We start from the raw sequence: 16,334 nt of genomic DNA, 5'->3' as shown, positions 1-16,334 counted from the left end.
GAGCGGTTCATCGGTCGAGGTGACGGCCGAGCGCCTTATACCGATCCGGCTGGACGGCAGGTTGGCGGCGACGCTCGGCAGGCAATTTTCGAGGACCGAAATACCAATATCCAGAACCGCGATTGCGGCGAGGTGAAGGCTTTACCGATGCACAAGCTCAGCGTTGCGTGGCCAGCGCTTCGGTGAAGATGGAGCGAAAACGGAACAATTCCGCTTGCGCAATATGGCTGGCGTCCGCAAATATGGATCGTCCATCCAGAACATAATCGCATCGACTTGCGTCGCACAACACCGTGTCCGGGCGCGCGAAGCCGATATCGCGGCGCGCCTCGAAATGTTGGATGGCCGCCCCATACTGCTGCTGGAACTCTTCTGCCGACAAATAGGTCGGTTTTTCCAGAGGCCAGCCGAAGGCGAGATCACGGCTCAGTTCGGAAGGAAGATCCCATCCAGGGTAGGCGATCGGGCCGATGAGAACGACCTTCTTGCCGAAGCCCAGCAAGCGACCGATCAGATCGTCAAGCCCGCGAACGAGTTCTGCGTCGTCCCCGTTGTCGACTGTCTTTCCGTTTGCATCGACCAGTCCGTTCTCCGCATGTGCCCAGGTCAAACCAAGAATAACAGTTTTCACATTTGAAAGCTTGCCAAGCTCGATGAGATTGGCGACGGCCACATCAATACACTCACGCGAAATGTTGACGGACACTGTCGGCAGGCACCCGTTCGCCGGAACCAGGAGACCAGGCAACCCTCTCTCGACAAATATCGACTCCCAGACAGGCGCATACATTTGTGCATGCGAATTCCCCAGCAGAACGACATTTGCGTCAGAAGGATTGCGAGAGGCAAGATTGAGCACGCAGGCGCGCGACTGGCCCATACGGAGGTAATTTGGGACGGGACAGCGGTAGTTGGTTCCAACGGCCGCGTTGATGGCCGCGGCCTCACCGCCCATCCGGCCGGGCAGCCCGTTCGACCAGATCAGTGCCGACGCAATCATCGCAAGCACGCCGGCGCCGACGCCGGCCGCAAGACACACCGTTCGTGCAGGCATGGCTCGACTGCGGAAGGGGCGTTCGACGTATCGCCATGAGACGATGGCGCAGGCGGTCATGCCCGCCACGGCAATCATCATCTCGCCGAGGTTGAGGTCGCGGACGAGATAATATTGCGAGAAGACGATGAACGGCCAATGCCAGAGATAAAGCGAATAGGAGATCAATCCGACGAAGGCGAGCGGAGGCGTCGCTACTAACCGGTTCACTGGTGGCTGCACAACCTGACCGGCGGCGATCAAAAACATCGCCCCGATAACCACAGGTAGCGCGACTGGGACGGAGCCATACGTAGGAAGGGGGCTGACGATGCCAATGAGGACTGCAATCGCACCGATTGCTCCGAGAAGGCGAGCGACGGTTCCTCGGGGTATCAGGCTGGCCGGCAGAAGAGCAATCATGGCCCCGGCTCCAAGTTCCCACGCCCGGGTCGGCAGCAGGAAAAATGCCGGCGATGCGCCGCCTATCTTGAGGGCCAGGCAATTGGCCGCCAGGGACACGAGAGTGAGCAGCGCGATTGCGGGAAAAGTCGCGCGGGGCCAAAAGCGGGCAAATGCCGCAATGAGCAGGGGAAAGATGATATAGAACTGTTCTTCGACGCCCAATGACCAGACATGCAGGAGCGGTTTGGCCTCGGCAGCTCTCGAAAAATAGTCAGTATCTCTCCAGAAATAGACATTTGCCACGAAGCCGAGCGTGGCGAGCATGCTCTTTCCATATCCGATCAAATCGGCAGGCAGCAGCAGCACGATCGCAGCCATAGTGGTAGAGAACAGCAGGAGAAGAAGAGCCGGCATGATTCTGCGGATACGCCGCTCGTAGAACCGTAAAATCGAGAACTGCCCCTTCAGCGCCTCACGCCATAATATCAGTGTAATCAGATATCCTGAGAGCACGAAGAAAATGTCGACGCCCAGATATCCTCCGGGCAACCATGATCTCGACAAGTGAAAAGCTATCACCGAAATGACGGCGATCGCGCGCAGGCCGTCGACGTCCGCCCGATAGCCAATAAGGTGCGAATCCGCGCTTCCGACTCTGGTGTGCATGTTGAGTGTTCAGGTCCCCCGAGGCAGTACCCCGTCTATAGAAGAACCAGAGCCGAGGCGCTACTCTCAGGCGACACGATAATCAACCTGCGGACGGGACGCCGGGAGAGAGGAACTCAGCTACATAAGAGGCCAGCCAGCGAGTTTTGCGCGGTCGAAATTCACGCGGTTCGAATTCTCGTGATCTGAACTTGACGAGTCCGGAAACGGTAGCGTAGCTGAACGCTCAGAACAACCTCCTGACTGAAGCGTGATCGACGCATTGCTGCAAGGGTGACAGAGGCTGGAGCCGTGCTTCTCACCGACGCTGAAAATTATCCTGGAACGATGGACGGGCGAAGCATGCGGGCCTATGACCGAAGCGCTATCCCACTCGTCAAGCTAAGCCTTGGCGGCCGTCGTGGGCGCATCCGATAAATCTGACGAGAGAGCGAGATCGTTGTGACCAGGAACGTGCCGCCTTACGCAGTTGTTGCCGGAAATCCGGCGCGGATGATCCAGCATACGGTTTCTCTCGATGACTGAAGCGGTCATGACTTGGGAAGACGCCGTCCGCTGGTGTATGAGCGAGCCTTCGATGAAGGAGCTCGCCCGCGCCGCCTATTTCGACGATCCGGTCGTGGCCGCACAGCGTTATCACCAAAGCGCGGAGTTCGACGCTGTCCGCCACATGATCCCGCGCAAGGTCGGCCGTGCGCTCGATCTTGGCGCCGGTAACGGCTCCTCTCCTATGCCTTGGCGCGCGAGGGGTGGTCTGTGACCGCTGTTGAGCCCGATCCGAGCGCACTCGTCGGTGCCGCCGCGATCCGGGCACTTGCCGAAAGCACCGGCACCTCCATCGAAGTGGTGGAAGCGTTCGGTGAGGCGATCCCGTTGTCGGCGGCAGGCTATGATTTGGTCGTCGCACGGCAGGTGCTTCATCATGCCCATGATCTTCCGGCTTTCTGCCGCGAAATGGCGCGTCTCTCTCGCGATGGAGCGACGATCCTGTCGTTGCGCGACCATGTGGTCTCCGGGCCGCAGCAACTCCAGCCTTTTCTGCGCGCTCACCCGCTTCATCATCTCTATGGTGGAGAGAACGCTTTTACGCTGGCAGCCTACCGCGCCGCGATCCAGGGGGCCGGGCTGACGATCGACCGCGAACTGATCTCGTTCCAGTCCGTCGTGAATTATGACCCAATGACGCCGTCTGAGATTCGTGAGAGGCTCGCCAAAATCTTTGGTCCGTTTTCCCCGATTGTTCGCCTGGCTCTTTCGCCTGTGCCATTTGGTGCCGTCGCCAGTCTCGCTGCATCACTTGACCGCCGGCCCGGGCGCCTGGTCTCTTTCCTTTGCCACAAGAACGGACCTTTGCCACAAACACCGGAAGGACTGACTTCTTGACGCAATCAACCGAGCCTAAGCCTGTCTGGGTGACTGGAGCCGGCGGGTTCATCGGCCTGCACCTCGCTCGTTTCCTTGCTCAAAATGGGTGCCATGTCATCGGCTTCGGTCGAAAAGAGGCACCCGGTTTTGCTTTGGCGACCGGCGGCGCGTTTTTTCCCGGTGGAATTACCGTGGAGACAATGGGTTCGGCTCTGGCGGCGCATGGCCGCCCCTCGGCAGTGTATCATCTGGCGGGTGGCGCGACGGTTGGCCAGTCAATCGCCGATCCCTTGAAAGACTTTGAACAAAGCGTTGTCTCTGCGGCTCGTGTCCTCGATTTCCTACGCCTCCACGCACCCGATGCACCTGTCGTTCTTGCATCTTCCGCTGCGGTCTATGGCGGCGGGCATGTCGGTTCGATCAGGGTCGATGCCCCGCTTGATCCGTATTCTCCCTATGGCTATCACAAACGCATGGTTGAGGAGCTTGGTCGGTCACATTGTGCCGCATACGGCCAGCCAATCTCGGTGGCCCGCCTTTTTTCGGTCTATGGTGAAGGGTTGCGCAAGCAACTGTTATGGGATCTCTGCGGCAGGCTCGCGGCGGGCGAAACCGACATTGTGCTTGGCGGCATAGGTACGGAAATGAGGGATTGGCACCATGTCTCGGACGTTGTGCGGTTGATCCATCGCATTTTGCCTGCCGGCGAACCGCGCTTCGCCATCTACAATGGCGGTGCGGGCGCTGCTGCATCCGTAAGCACGATTTCCAGCATGGTTCTGAAGGCTTGGGGGGGCAACCATCGCCTCTCGTTTTCTAGGCAGTCCCGGCGCGGCGATCCTGTCAATCTGATCTCGGATCCGTCCGGCGTCCCGGACGGGCTCCAGTTGCAGGTGCCGCTCAGCAGGGGCATTGCCGGCTATGTCGATTGGTATCGCGCTGAAATTCTCGCCGAGCCGGTCGGCCATCTGCGCCGCGCCGCGCCTTGATTACCGTCGGCTTCACCCTCATCGGCCGCGGATCCTGGTCAGGCGGCGAGTCGTATCTGCGCAACATGTTGAGCGTCATTGCCTCCGAGCTGCATGGCAAGGTGCAGGCGAAACTGTTTCTCACACCTGAGCAGCATTCAAGCATTGGCGCGTCCTTCGATCACATGTTGGCCGCACCTGCTATCGTCGATGGGCGGGTGATAGGCGCGGGGCTTGGCAAGCGAGGGCTGATCGCCCTTGCTGGCGGAACTGATCGTGCTTTCGCGGATCTTATCACTGCGCAAGGTATTGATGTTGTCTTCGAAGTCGCCCAGTGGTTCGGGAGCCGGTTTCCTGTGCCGGTCGTTTCCTGGATCCCGGATTTCCAGCACCGTCGCCTGCCGCATCTTTTTCCGCGTAGCGCCTGGTGGCGCAGGGATCTTGGCTATCGCCTGCAGACATCAGGCAATCGCACCATAATGCTCTCCAGCGGGGACGCGCTCGCGGACTGCGAAACATTCTATCCGGCCTCGCGCAATAAGACCGCCGTCGTGCGTTTTGCTATCGATCTCGATCCCGGCGCCATCCTGGCGCGTGCCGATGAGGCGCGCCAGGCGTATGGGCTGCCCGAGCGTTTCTTCTTTCTCCCCAATCAGTTCTGGGTCCACAAGAACCACAGGTTGGTCGTAGAGGCATTGAGGCACATAAATCAGATCGGAGCGCTGGGCTCCTTGCCGCCGGTAATCCTCTCCGGTCGCACCACGGATCCGCGCGATCCGACATTTTTCAAGCGCCTGATGGACCTTGCTGAAATTAATGGAATTGGAAGCCATTTTCGACACCTCGGATTGATTCCCTACGACGATGTCGTCGCCCTGATCGGTGCCGCGGACTATCTCCTCAACCCTTCGCATTTCGAGGGTTGGTCAACCACGGTCGAGGAAGCGAAGTCGATGGGCACGCCGATGTTGCTCTCCGACATCCCGCTGCATCGCGAGCAGGCACCGGGATCGCTCTTCTTCGCACCTGACAGTCCGCAAGCGTTGGCGCAGTGTCTCCTTGAAGCCGGGCAGCGCCCACGTGTTGTCCGCGACAGCGTCGCCGTGCTGCAAAATCGCCAACAGATGCGCCGCCGAGACTACGCGGCAGCGCTCCTTGCTTTGTTTGAAAATGTCAGAGGTGTCACCCAATGACCGAGCGGATCGTCAGTTTTGTCATGAGCGGCGGCGTTGGCTCACGGCTGTGGCCGCTGTCGCGTGAGGACAATCCCAAGCAGTTCCACGATTTTTCGGGCGATGGCTCGATGCTGGCCAAAACGCTGCGCCGGATTACGGCGCGGCCGGATGGCGAAACGCCGGTCTTCCTGATCGCTTCGGAACGGCACGCCGACCGCGTTCACGCCGATCTCGCCGGCCTCGACCTTTCCGGCGGCGGTCCCTTGTTCGAGCCGACCGGCCGCAACACCGCCGCCGCCGTTGCCTTGGCGACCCTGCGCATCCTGTCCGAATATGGCGACAGCCTGGCACTGGTCGTGCCGTCCGATCATGAGATCGCGACTGCGCAGCAATTCTGGCAGAGCGTGGAAAGGGGTACTGCGGCGGCGCGTGCTGGCCGGCTGGTGGTGTTCGGCATCAAGCCTAGCCAGCCGGAGACCGGCTACGGCTATATCGAGGTCGCCGGCGAGAAGGATGGCATCTGCGATGTCTCGCGTTTCGTCGAAAAACCGGACCTCGCGACCGCGCAGAATTACCTGGCGGCTGGCAATTTCTACTGGAATACCGGCATCTTCTTGTTTCGCGCCAGCGCCATGCGCGACGCCTTCATGGCTTTCGAGCCCGAGATATGGAACGCCGTTGAAACTGCCTACCAGGCCGCGACATCGGATCTTTCCGGTCTCTATATGCCTCTCGAGCTTTACGCCGCCATTCCCTCGACGTCGATCGACTATGCGATCATGGAGCGCGCCAGCGGGATCGCCATGGTGCCGGCCGGGTTCCGCTGGAACGATCTCGGTTCCTGGCAGTCGCTGCTCGATGTCGGTCCCTCCGACAGTGAAGGCAATGTCATCGTCGGCGATGTCGTCGCCATCGACTGCGAGAACTCCTACATCCGCAGCGACAGTCGCTTGCTCTCGGCCATCGGTCTGAAGGACGTTGCCATCGTCTCGACCGCCGACGCTACTTTCGTTGCCCCGGTCAGCCGCAGCCAGAATGTCAAGAAGATCGTCGAGCAGCTCGAAAAGAGCGGCCGTCTGGAGACCAGGTTTACGCCTGCCGACGATCGCGTGATCGAAAGCGGCGCCTGGCGGCGTCGCGTTCACCACTGGCTGTTTGAAGAGACGGTGCCGCTATGGTCCACGGTCGGCGTCGATGAGCGCCATGGCGGTTTTCACGAGGCGCTCGGCTTTGACGCCACACCGCTGATGAAGCCCAAGCGCATGCGCACCATGGCTAGGCAAGTCTACGCTTTCGCTGTCGCAAAAGCGCGCGGCTGGGACGGGCCTGCCGACCGGTTGATCAGCCACGGCATCGAATTCATGAACAGGAACGGCCGCACCGACAAGGGCGGCTGGGTGCGCACGCTCAATGTCGATGGCACCGTCGCCGATGCTGCCGAGGATGCCTACGATCATTCCTGCGTGCTCCTGGCGCTGGCGCATGCTCACATGGTCGGCAATGCTGATGCATTGCGGCTTGGCGAAGAAACGTTTTCGTTTCTCGACGCGCATCTCGAGGATCACCGGATGACCGGTTTTCTCGAAACGTCGAGCGGCGAGGGCGAACGCCGCTCCAATCCACATATGCACCTGCTCGAAGCCTTCCTGGCTTGGCATCAGGCAACCGGCGAGCTTACCTATCTTCGCCGCGCCGCGCGCATCGTCGATCTGTTTCGCAGCCATTTCTTCGATCGGGAAAGCTGGACGCTGGGCGAATATTTCGACGCCGAGTGGAGGCCGACGGAGGGCGAGAAAGGCGCATGGACGGAACCTGGCCACCATTTCGAATGGGCCTCGCTGCTGGTCGACTTTGCAGGACGGACCGGCCAGAGCGAACTGACCGGCTTTGCCAGAAAGCTCTATGCCTCGGCCATCGCCAACGGCCTCAATCGCGCCACCGGCCTCGCCTATGGCGCCGTCTCGCGGCAAGGCCTGCCGCTCGACCTTGTCTCGCGCAGTTGGCCGCAGGCAGAAGCAATTAAGGCGGCGATCGCGCTAGACGGTTCAGGTGGCCCCGATCTCAAGCCCGAGATCGAAGCGCGTGTCGGTCGCCTGTTCCGTTGGCACATCAATCCGGCGCCGCTCGGCCTGTGGATAGACCGGATCGACGAGCGTGGCCGCTCGCTGGCGACCGATGTGCCTGCAAGCATCTTCTACCATCTGGTCTGTGCGCTGACACAATACCTGGACAGCACCACCGGCGATCTGGATAAAACGATCAACTGAGTAGAAAGTCTCTTCGACTGAAATGGATTCGGTGTTTTGAGCCGGGGCCAGTGATCGAGCCGATTGGGCGATGGTGCGGTCGTGCGGAAATTGCCGCCAGAGGCGATGGAGATGCATGCTTGGCCGCTACGGGAGTGAGAAATTGTCGTTCAAGCAAATAAGCCTGCTGGCACTCGTGGCCTTGGTGTTTGCGATTGGCTTCTTTGCCATCATCGTGAAGAAGGGGACGCCTGTTGGTCCGCAAACCCCAAAGCCACAGGCGGCGCTTGAGCCGTTCGATGGCAAGCTTTCCATCCAGGCAATCGATGATCTTCGTGTTGCCGGCCGCAAGATTGTGTTGTGCGGCGTGGCATTTACCAAGCCGCGATCCATGCTTGCCATGGTAACGGAGGTGGCGCGCCGAGACTATCAAGGACTCGCTTTGACCTGCAAGCCGGTCGGCAAGGGGACGCCGTGCGACGGCAATGTTGCCTCCAAGTTCGGTGACACTATCGTCGTGCAATGCCTCACGTCCGATGGCACGGATTTGGCCGCGAAACTTGCCGAGACGGGCATCCTGTGCGGACAGCCTGTGCAAGCGGGCTCGACCTACAAATCTTGCTTATCCGGCTCGTAACGCATCGCCAACGGCCGCTCGTGTTAGTCTTTCCACGACTTACGACTGTCATAAAATGTAAAGGCAGGATGTGCGATAACGCCAACGTTGAATCAGTCGACCACAATTCCTTGAGTTCCTGTACGAAGTATCGGTGTGATGGCGGCTATAACGGCCGCAAACCGACCTAGCTTCCGACAATCTCCGGAGGACGGCAGTGAAAGTGGCAGATTTAAACCTGCCAAGCGAGTGTGTCCAATGAAACACAGCGGAAACCAAAAATTCATCTCGCATATGCGAAACAAGTTGGAATTAAAGCAAAAAACTGTTACGCGCTGTCCGGTATCTTGGTGCTTGGGCCGGGGCTGAGATACGGCGGGACAAAAAGGATCGAAACGAATGAACCTTATAGTTAAAAGTGCGTTGACCGGATTTATCGCCTCGATCGGTTTAAGCCCAGTTTCGTCTTTCGCTCAGGACACGTCATGCACCTGCACGACGCCCTATCAGGGGGCGGCGAATTCGATTGGTTCCATCGGGCACGCTAATGGTGACGTAATGGTTTCGCAGGCTGCCGGTTATGGCCCTGCAAAGGCGGGGAATGTTCTGGATTTCGGTAGCCGGATAGTGGTCGGTGCTAAAGGATCGGCTTCCGTCAATGTTGGTGGCTGCAACCTGGATGTGCCGGCGAATTCCAGCCTCGACATTTCTCGTGTCGAGAACAATATCTGCCTGAAAGTTGTGGGCTCCGAACAGACGGCTGCCGCCGTTAGCTCTGAACACACGGGTCAGATCGCCCCGGGTGGCGTCCAGTCCAATACTCCGCTATTCCTTTTTGGTGGTATGGCTATTGCTGGCGGTGTTCTGGCTGCAACTCAGGATGACAACAACGGCGTTAGCCGTTAGGCAATAGGGCAAAAACGTAGCAGAGGCATGTGACTGCCTCTGCTGTTATTGTATCGCCGGTGCCTCATGCTTTGGTGCGCCGGCTGGAGCCTGGTATTGATGAAACTCATCAACCATACCGCTCTATTGGCTGAGTTGGGGCTGGGTGCTGTTCGTCTTGGGCGAACTCGCCTCGACCGACTGGGTGGTGGCAGGTGGCGCCCCAATGCTGATCTCTAGCTTGCGCGATGACGACAACGCTGTCAGCGAATAGCTTGGATCTGGCGTCTATCGCATTGTATGAACTTGATGAATGCGTCATTCGCAATCGTGCGGGTGGCGCATTTGCCTGTTATCTGGGAGAAGTCGTCACGTTGCTTCAGTGCGGCCGCAAGCGCCAATGATCGACCTGCATTCCCACATCTTGCCCGGTCTTGATGACGGCTCGCCCAGTCTTGCTGAATCGCTGGAAATGGCGCGGCTGGCGGTGGCAGATGGAACGACCCATATGGCGTGTACGCCGCATGTCGTTCGAGGCATGTACGAAAACGGAACGGCAAATATTGCCCGAGCAGTTCAAGAGTTGGAGCAGGCGCTGCGCCGTGCCGCAATACCGCTCGCTCTTTATGTCGGTGCCGATGTTCATGTGGCGCCCGACCTTCCGGAACAATTGGCGCTCGGAGATGTGCCGACCTTAAACAGGTCTCGCTATTTTCTATTTGAGCCGCCGCATCATGTTTTACCGCCGAGGCTGGAAGATCTTGCTTTACGTCTCATCAGCGCCGGGTTCATTCCGATTCTTACCCATCCTGAGCGGCTGACCTGGATCAAGGCAAATTACGACGTTGTCGAGAGGTTGAATGCAGCGGGCTGCCTTATTCAGCTTACGGCAGACTCGATTGTTGGTGCTTTTGGCCGCACGGCGCTTTACTATTCGGAAAAGCTGATTGACGAAGGCAGGGTAGATATTATCGCATCGGACGCCCATGGTGCCACCCGCCGGCGCCCTGGGCTTTCGCAGGCAGTCGCCGTTGCCGCGAAACGATGTGGGGAAGATGAGGCCCGCAATATGGTGTTAAAACGTCCAGGCGAAGTATTGGCCAACCGGCATATCGAGCCGGTCGGAAAGGCGCATGCGAGCAAACCGGCAGGCCCCGGCAATGTCGGTCGCTTTGCGGGATTGGGTCGCTTGCTGAAGGGTGGGACGGCGTGATGGGCGGGTTTCATTTTGCAAGAGGTTGTATGGGAACGATATGTGTCGTCCTCACTTCGCTCGCGATGTCTGCCTGTACGAGCACCTCGTCAACGACATCGTCGTCGCCGACGTCGGTCGATGCGCTGCAATTGACCTCAACGTCTGCGCCGCTTTCGGGCGGCGGCGCCTTGCAGGTGGTGAAGGAGTTGCCTGCGCCGCATACCCAGAACGGCAACGAGCAACCTTTGTCCGCGAACGATGTGCTCGAGGTGAATGTGTTCCAGGTCGACAATCTGAACAGAACCGTTCAAGTCGACGCCGGCGGGCAAATCTCGCTTCCGCTTATCGGGACTGTCGTTGCGGCAGGAAAGACTGTCCGTCAGTTGGAGCAGGAAATCGAGACGGCCTACGGCGCCAACTATCTGCAGTCGCCCGATGTGTCGGTCTATGTCAAGGAATCGGTCGGACAGCGCATTACCGTCGACGGAGAAGTCACTAGGGCCGGTATTTTTCCGGTGTCGAGCAATTCTTCCCTCATCGACGCCATCGCCCTTGCTGGCGGGTTCAATGCCATTGGCGATGCGGGAAAAGTCTTTGTCTATCGCAATGTCGGTCAAAATACTTTGGTCGCGAATTACAATGTGGAGCAGATTCGTGCCGGCAAGAGCCGCAATCCACGCATCTATGGTGGCGACAAGATCGTCGTCTTCGCCTCGAAATCGAAAATTGCTATGAACAACCTCAAGGACGCTCTCGGCGTCGCCTCGAGTGCAGCCAGAATAGCGGTGGTCCCGGGACTATAATCATTGCCCGTCAGAACTCAGGATACAGCCAAACCTAGGATTGCTTCGCACCATGCTCGATCGTAACAGACAGCATCAAATTGCCGGACCAGGGCATGGCCAAGCCTTATCCGCGGACCTGTACTACGACGGTGCGCAAAACTATGGCTCGTACGGTCGCGATTACTCGGAGCAGGAGGAGGGTTTCAATCCACTCAAGCTGCTTTTTTACGTTGTCCAGTATCGATGGCTGATCGTCATGATGGTTGCTGGCGGGCTTGTTGCTGGCGTCATTGTTACCATGATGCAGACGCCAAAATATCGGGCAACAACGCAATTGGAAGTGCTGGTTCCTTCGGCCAAGGTCTTCCAGGACATTGAAGTGGTTTCTGAAACCAGCGATATGCGGGCGTTTCAAACGGCCCGAGAAAAGCTGAAAAGCAGGGCTTTGGCGCAGCGCGTGGTGTTCCAACTGGGGCTCAGCGAAAAGCCGGATTTCCTGTTTCCGACGCCGAATTTCTCGCCCAGCAATATTTTCTATCGTGCGTTCGGAATTTCCAAATCGCCCTCCATAGAAGAGAAGACCCCAGAGGAGCGTGAGGAAATTGCGATCGGGCGCATTCTGGATGACCTCACGGTCACTCTGGTCACCAATACAAGTCTGCTGTCGATTATGTTTGCCGACCAGAACCCGAAATATGCAAGTGATATAGCCAATCAGGTCGCGCAGAGTTTTATCGATCAGCGTCTCGATCAGACCAGCGAAACCTCAGACCTGGCACGGCAATTCATCCAGGAACAGGTTCTGCAGGTAAAGCAAAAGCTTCAAAAGTCCGAGGAGGAACTCGTCGCTTATGCGAAGGATGCAGGCATCACAGTAACCGGCGACGAAAAATCGCTGATTGGGTCGAATATCGAGACTCTGAACACCGCGCTTGCGACAGCAATCCAGGAGCGTCTCGATGCCGGACGAATGGTGGACCAGATAGACAAAGGTCGCGGGTCGAGCCTCGGCCCGGTCTTGGAGAGCGAAGGCCTGCAGAAGATCACCGATAAGCTGGCGGATTTGACCAGCCAGTATCAGCAGAAATTGGGCATATTGAAGCCTGGCTTTCCAGAGATGCAGCAGCTTCGGGCTCAGATCAACGAATTGCAACGACTTTATAACAACGGCGTTTTGACTATAACCGACTCGCTTCGACAGAAATACCAAGAGGCTCAGAACAAGGAGGCCGACCTTAAGTCAAAACTTGCTGAGATGGAGCAGCAGCAGGTTATCTTCAACGATAAAAATATCAAGTACACAATCTTGAAACGAGAAGTTGACTCGAATCGATCCCAGTATGACAATCTTATTGCTAAGTTGAATGAAGTTGGCGTGAGCTCAGAACTTAAGACGCAGAGCGCCGCGATCGTAGATTTTGCGACGCTTCCCAATCGGCCTTATTCTCCGCGCCTAAGCATAAATCTCGCGATTGCTCTGGCCTTTTTCATGGCTCTGAGCGCATCTATCATCTATATCATCGAGTTGTTGAACAACACCTTCACCAATCCTGAGCAGATCGAAAAGGAGTTGGGATTGGCGATGCTCGGCATCCTGCCGCATGTCGATGACCGGGAACTGATAGCCAGCATCACCGATCAGAAATCCGGACTGTCCGAAGCCTATCGCTCGCTTCGAACATCGTTGCAGTTCTCCGGCGCCGAAGGCGCGCCGAGATCGCTGCTGGTCACGAGTTCGGAGCCATCGGAAGGCAAGTCGACCACCTCGTTCAAGCTCGGACAGGATTTTGCAGCGCTTGGTGCAAGAGTTCTCATTGTCGATGGTGATCTTCGAAAGCCGAATCTTCATCGGCTGTTTGGTCTCGACAACACAATCGGACTAAGCAATCTCCTGACGAACACCGTCCGCAAAGAGGATCTGGCAAGCATTTTCAGGGCAACGAAATATCCTAATGTGACAGTCCTGACCTCTGGAACGATCCCGCCGAACCCTGCTGACCTGCTCTCTTCGCCGAAGATGGCGTTGATCATCACCAATCTCGGCAAGCGCTTCGATCTTGTCATAATCGATGCCCCGCCGATCGTCGGCCTTTCAGATGCTCCCATCCTTAGCCGGCTTGCCGAGGGCACATTGATGGTCATCTCCACAAATCAGGTGACACGCAAGTCGGCGAAGACAGCGTTGAAGCGCCTGCGAGCTGCCGGCGCGAACGTGGTCGGAGCCGCGATGTCGAAGTTTGCAGTGAACAAGTTCGATTACAACTACGCCTACAAATATATGAACTACCAGTATTACGACTACGGCACGAGTACCCCGAAAATTGAGGGCAAAGTCGATGACGGAGCAGACCAGCCCGCTTATGCAAAATCTCCGGCGTTCAGGCGTTTGGTTCGCCGCATCCGTTCTGGTGTTGGCGGCTTCATCGATCGGGCTAAGTCGATTTCTTGAAACCGAAACGCCAACCGTTTCCCTCGCGCTGGATCCGTTGAACATCAATGCCTTAATAGGCGAACTCACCAATGACCTGAACGATACAAGCAATGTTCCCGATCTCGACGCATTGCTTGCCAAGGCCGAACGCGCGCTTCGCTTTGATCTTGCGGATGCGCGTCTCTATAGCCTAATCGGCGAGATCAAATATCGGCAAGGCGAAAAAGACCAAGCCTATGAGCTTTTTGATCAGGCTCGAAGGCTGTCCAAAACCGAAATCCACGCGCTTCAGAGGTCCATTGGACGCTCTATTGAAACAGGCGATCTGCCGAAAGCTGTCGGCGGGATCGATATTTTGCTGCGGCGATGGCCAGATCAATTTCCGGCGATCGCCGAGGGTCTGCCGACAATCCTCTCGAACCCTGATGGTTACCAGGCTGTGCTCGCAGCCATCAGAGCCGCGGCGCCCTGGAGAGCCAGTCTATTGGTTGCGCTGGGCAAAACCCCTGAAGGACTCGATTTTGCAAATCGGCTGTTGCTCGATTTGACCGGCTCAACCGCACCACCAAATTCGAGCGAATTGTCCTATGTGATCCACGGCTATATTCGCCAGAAGGAATATGAACAAGCGTATCGGTTGTTTCTTTTCAGTCTGTCCGATCAAGAGCGGAAACTGGGTGGGTACATTTTCAACAGTACATTTGAACCTGTATCCAGCGGCAGCGGCAAGCCTTTTGACTGGCAGGTCGGCGATCAGTCGGGCCTGGAAGTTACGTTTGCAACGTCTCAAGCTGCGGTCGAAGGTGAGGGCGGAGCGACAGTGCGCTTCCTGAATACGCCTGTCAAGAACACAGCTCTTCAGCAGTATATTGAACTTCCTCCAGGCTCCTACAAGATTTCTCTTTTGGCGTCTGCAAGAAACCTAAAGCTTCCAAAGGACTTGTACTGGTCGATCAGGTGCGTGGGGCCGGCCGGCGAAATAACGCGATTCAATATTTCGGAAGGTACCTACAATCGTCAGGCGCTAAGTCAGGATTTTTCGGTTGGACCGGCTGGGTGCCCTATGCAATTATTGAAGCTGGAAACTGCGGCCATCGCTGAGAGCTGGCGGTTTCGATATGTCGGTACGCTGGTAATGCACAAATTGAGCATTGAGAGACTTCCATCTTGAGCGACCGGCCATCGGAATGGGATAAATACCTCCTCGGGTCGGTGTTGTTCATATCGCTGCTGATCGGCGGAGGGACTGCAAGCGGCCTCTATACGGACACGCTGATTGAGATCGCCGCGATTGTCTCGGCGGCGGCTGTCTTTTCACAAAACTCCGGCCAGAGAATTCCGCATTCTGTTCTGTGGCTGCTTGCCTTCGCTGTGGCGTTGGTGATTTTGCAAATTGTCCCGCTGCCGGCGGCGCTGTTCAACGGATTGCGACCAGGGCTGTTGCTGGCAGATTCCGGGCTGGTTGGGGAAACCCGATTTCGTTTTGTCAGCGTCGGAGTTGGACGGACGATCGAGTGTCTGTTGTATTTGATCGCATCAGCAGCGTTTTTCTTGGCGGTGCTGCGTTTGCGTGCCGAGCAGGTCCAGGGGCTTCTGCCGTTCTTTTTTATGGGTGTCATCTGCAACGGCTTGGCGGGAGCGATTCAATATTCGCTCTCTGACAACATCGCCATAGAAGGATTGTTGCCTTTTACGATCAACGCCGGGCTTTTTGCCAACCGAAATCATTTTGCGGCTTTGCTTTTTGTTTCTATTCCCTTCGTTGTCTACCACGGCCTGTTCCGCGGATATCTTTTGTCGGGATCGCTCGGACTGGTCACGCTTTTGCTGCTTCTTTTGGCCGCTGGTTCGCGCGCCGGTGTCCTGATCGGGTTGGCGATAACAGTACTGTCCATTGTCTTTCTTTCAGCGCGCTCCAAGGTTAGCAGATGGGGCATACTGCTTACTTTCATAGGACTTTCAGCCTATACGATAGGCGCATGGACGAAGATCGATGCTGACGCAATTGATCCAGCCTTCGGGCGAGGAGAGTTTGCTCGCACCACCATTGAGGGAATCAAAGAGAACTGGGTAACCGGCGTTGGGTTTGGAAATTTTCAAAAAGCCTATCAGATATATGAAAAGGAGGAGATGATTTTTAAGCAATACGTAAATCATGCCCACAATGATTATCTTGAAATAGCTTTCGAGGGTGGGGCTCCCGCTATCCTGCTGATGGTGCTTTATTTTGTGATGCTTTTTACAGCGTTTGCTAAAATTAGCCGCGATCCCCTTCAAAAGGCGGCATCTCTTTCAGTAGCTTTTCTTCTGATCCATTCGCTGGTTGATTATCCGCTGCGGACTGAAGCACTTGCAATGACGTTTGCCTTTATGAACGCCATTATCTTCCACAAAGGATTTGCGGTCCGTTTGGCCAAGAAGAACGAATTGATCGAGATCGACCACAATGGCGATAAGCTGTTTGTTCCCATCGGGAGTTCGTCCTAGCTCTGGCCAAGATTGACAAGCCGCTGCACGAAACATAGGCACGGGAAAATTACGCCGGCTGGGAGCGACGACATTTT

At 56.9% G+C, this 16,334-nt stretch carries 13 protein-coding genes; 12 read left to right on the top strand and 1 reads right to left on the bottom strand.

From position 1 onward, the window contains the following. Positions 1–157: 157 nt before the first annotated feature. A complete protein-coding gene (locus ABID19_RS17125; RefSeq protein WP_354492158.1) occupies positions 158–2,104 on the bottom strand; it encodes an acyltransferase family protein in 1,947 nt (648 codons plus the stop codon). A 517-nt stretch (positions 2,105–2,621) separates the two neighbouring features. Here ABID19_RS17125 and ABID19_RS17120 point away from each other — a divergent pair. From ABID19_RS17120 to ABID19_RS17065, 12 genes are all read left to right on the top strand, one after another. Beyond that, entirely contained in the window at positions 2,622–2,864 is a 243-nt protein-coding gene (locus ABID19_RS17120) for a hypothetical protein (protein ID WP_354492157.1), read from the top strand. Beyond that, positions 2,840–3,487 (top strand): class I SAM-dependent methyltransferase, encoded by a 648-nt coding sequence (locus ABID19_RS17115; protein WP_354492156.1) that lies wholly within the window; start codon positions 2,840–2,842, stop codon positions 3,485–3,487. The genes ABID19_RS17120 and ABID19_RS17115 overlap by 25 nt, the downstream gene beginning before the upstream one ends. 29 nt (positions 3,488–3,516) lie before the next feature. Further along, on the top strand, positions 3,517–4,458 hold the full coding sequence (locus ABID19_RS17110) for an NAD-dependent epimerase/dehydratase family protein (protein ID WP_354492199.1): 942 nt from the start codon (positions 3,517–3,519) through the stop codon (positions 4,456–4,458). Next, entirely contained in the window at positions 4,455–5,630 is a 1,176-nt protein-coding gene (locus tag ABID19_RS17105) for a glycosyltransferase family 4 protein (RefSeq protein ID WP_354492155.1), read from the top strand. Before ABID19_RS17110 ends, ABID19_RS17105 begins: the two co-directional genes overlap by 4 nt. Continuing rightward, the gene (locus tag ABID19_RS17100) at positions 5,627–7,879 is read left to right on the top strand and encodes an AGE family epimerase/isomerase (RefSeq protein WP_354492154.1); all 2,253 of its coding nucleotides are present in this window, start codon (positions 5,627–5,629) and stop codon (positions 7,877–7,879) included. Before ABID19_RS17105 ends, ABID19_RS17100 begins: the two co-directional genes overlap by 4 nt. Before the next feature lie 115 nt (positions 7,880–7,994). Next, positions 7,995–8,495 carry a hypothetical protein gene (locus tag ABID19_RS17095; protein WP_354492153.1) on the top strand — a complete coding sequence of 167 codons (501 nt, stop codon included), beginning with the start codon at positions 7,995–7,997 and terminating at the stop codon, positions 8,493–8,495. A 378-nt stretch (positions 8,496–8,873) separates the two neighbouring features. Next, a complete protein-coding gene (locus tag ABID19_RS17090; protein ID WP_354492152.1) occupies positions 8,874–9,380 on the top strand; it encodes a hypothetical protein in 507 nt (168 codons plus the stop codon). A 379-nt stretch (positions 9,381–9,759) separates the two neighbouring features. Then, complete coding sequence (locus ABID19_RS17085) at positions 9,760–10,572, top strand: tyrosine-protein phosphatase (protein WP_354492151.1); 813 nt, start codon at positions 9,760–9,762, stop codon at positions 10,570–10,572. Next, positions 10,572–11,357 (top strand): polysaccharide biosynthesis/export family protein, encoded by a 786-nt coding sequence (locus ABID19_RS17080; protein WP_354492150.1) that lies wholly within the window; start codon positions 10,572–10,574, stop codon positions 11,355–11,357. The genes ABID19_RS17085 and ABID19_RS17080 overlap by 1 nt, the downstream gene beginning before the upstream one ends. Before the next feature lie 52 nt (positions 11,358–11,409). Then, a complete protein-coding gene (locus ABID19_RS17075) occupies positions 11,410–13,788 on the top strand; it encodes a GumC family protein (protein ID WP_354492149.1) in 2,379 nt (792 codons plus the stop codon). Further along, positions 13,676–14,941, top strand: a complete 1,266-nt coding sequence (locus ABID19_RS17070) for a tetratricopeptide repeat protein (RefSeq protein WP_354492148.1) — start codon at positions 13,676–13,678, stop codon at positions 14,939–14,941. The genes ABID19_RS17075 and ABID19_RS17070 overlap by 113 nt, the downstream gene beginning before the upstream one ends. Beyond that, entirely contained in the window at positions 14,938–16,257 is a 1,320-nt protein-coding gene (locus tag ABID19_RS17065) for an O-antigen ligase family protein (protein ID WP_354492147.1), read from the top strand. Before ABID19_RS17070 ends, ABID19_RS17065 begins: the two co-directional genes overlap by 4 nt. The last annotated feature ends 77 nt before the right edge of the window (positions 16,258–16,334 follow it).

The organism is Mesorhizobium robiniae (genome assembly GCF_040545535.1).
In the GTDB taxonomy this organism is placed as follows: Bacteria; Pseudomonadota; Alphaproteobacteria; order Rhizobiales; family Rhizobiaceae; genus Mesorhizobium; species Mesorhizobium robiniae.
This window is presented reverse-complemented; position numbering and strand designations above follow the sequence as displayed.

What these genes read in the sequence shown, in the direction of transcription:
- ABID19_RS17125 (WP_354492158.1), bottom strand. Translation starts at nt 2,104, where the DNA reads ATGCACACCAGAGTCGGAAGCGCGGATTCGCACCTTATTGGCTATCGG.
- ABID19_RS17120 (WP_354492157.1), top strand. Translation starts at nt 2,622, where the DNA reads ATGACTGAAGCGGTCATGACTTGGGAAGACGCCGTCCGCTGGTGTATG.
- ABID19_RS17100 (WP_354492154.1), top strand. Translation starts at nt 5,627, where the DNA reads ATGACCGAGCGGATCGTCAGTTTTGTCATGAGCGGCGGCGTTGGCTCA.
- ABID19_RS17095 (WP_354492153.1), top strand. Translation starts at nt 7,995, where the DNA reads ATGCTTGGCCGCTACGGGAGTGAGAAATTGTCGTTCAAGCAAATAAGC.
- ABID19_RS17090 (WP_354492152.1), top strand. Translation starts at nt 8,874, where the DNA reads ATGAACCTTATAGTTAAAAGTGCGTTGACCGGATTTATCGCCTCGATC.
- ABID19_RS17085 (WP_354492151.1), top strand. Translation starts at nt 9,760, where the DNA reads ATGATCGACCTGCATTCCCACATCTTGCCCGGTCTTGATGACGGCTCG.
- ABID19_RS17080 (WP_354492150.1), top strand. Translation starts at nt 10,572, where the DNA reads ATGGGCGGGTTTCATTTTGCAAGAGGTTGTATGGGAACGATATGTGTC.
- ABID19_RS17075 (WP_354492149.1), top strand. Translation starts at nt 11,410, where the DNA reads ATGCTCGATCGTAACAGACAGCATCAAATTGCCGGACCAGGGCATGGC.
- ABID19_RS17070 (WP_354492148.1), top strand. Translation starts at nt 13,676, where the DNA reads ATGACGGAGCAGACCAGCCCGCTTATGCAAAATCTCCGGCGTTCAGGC.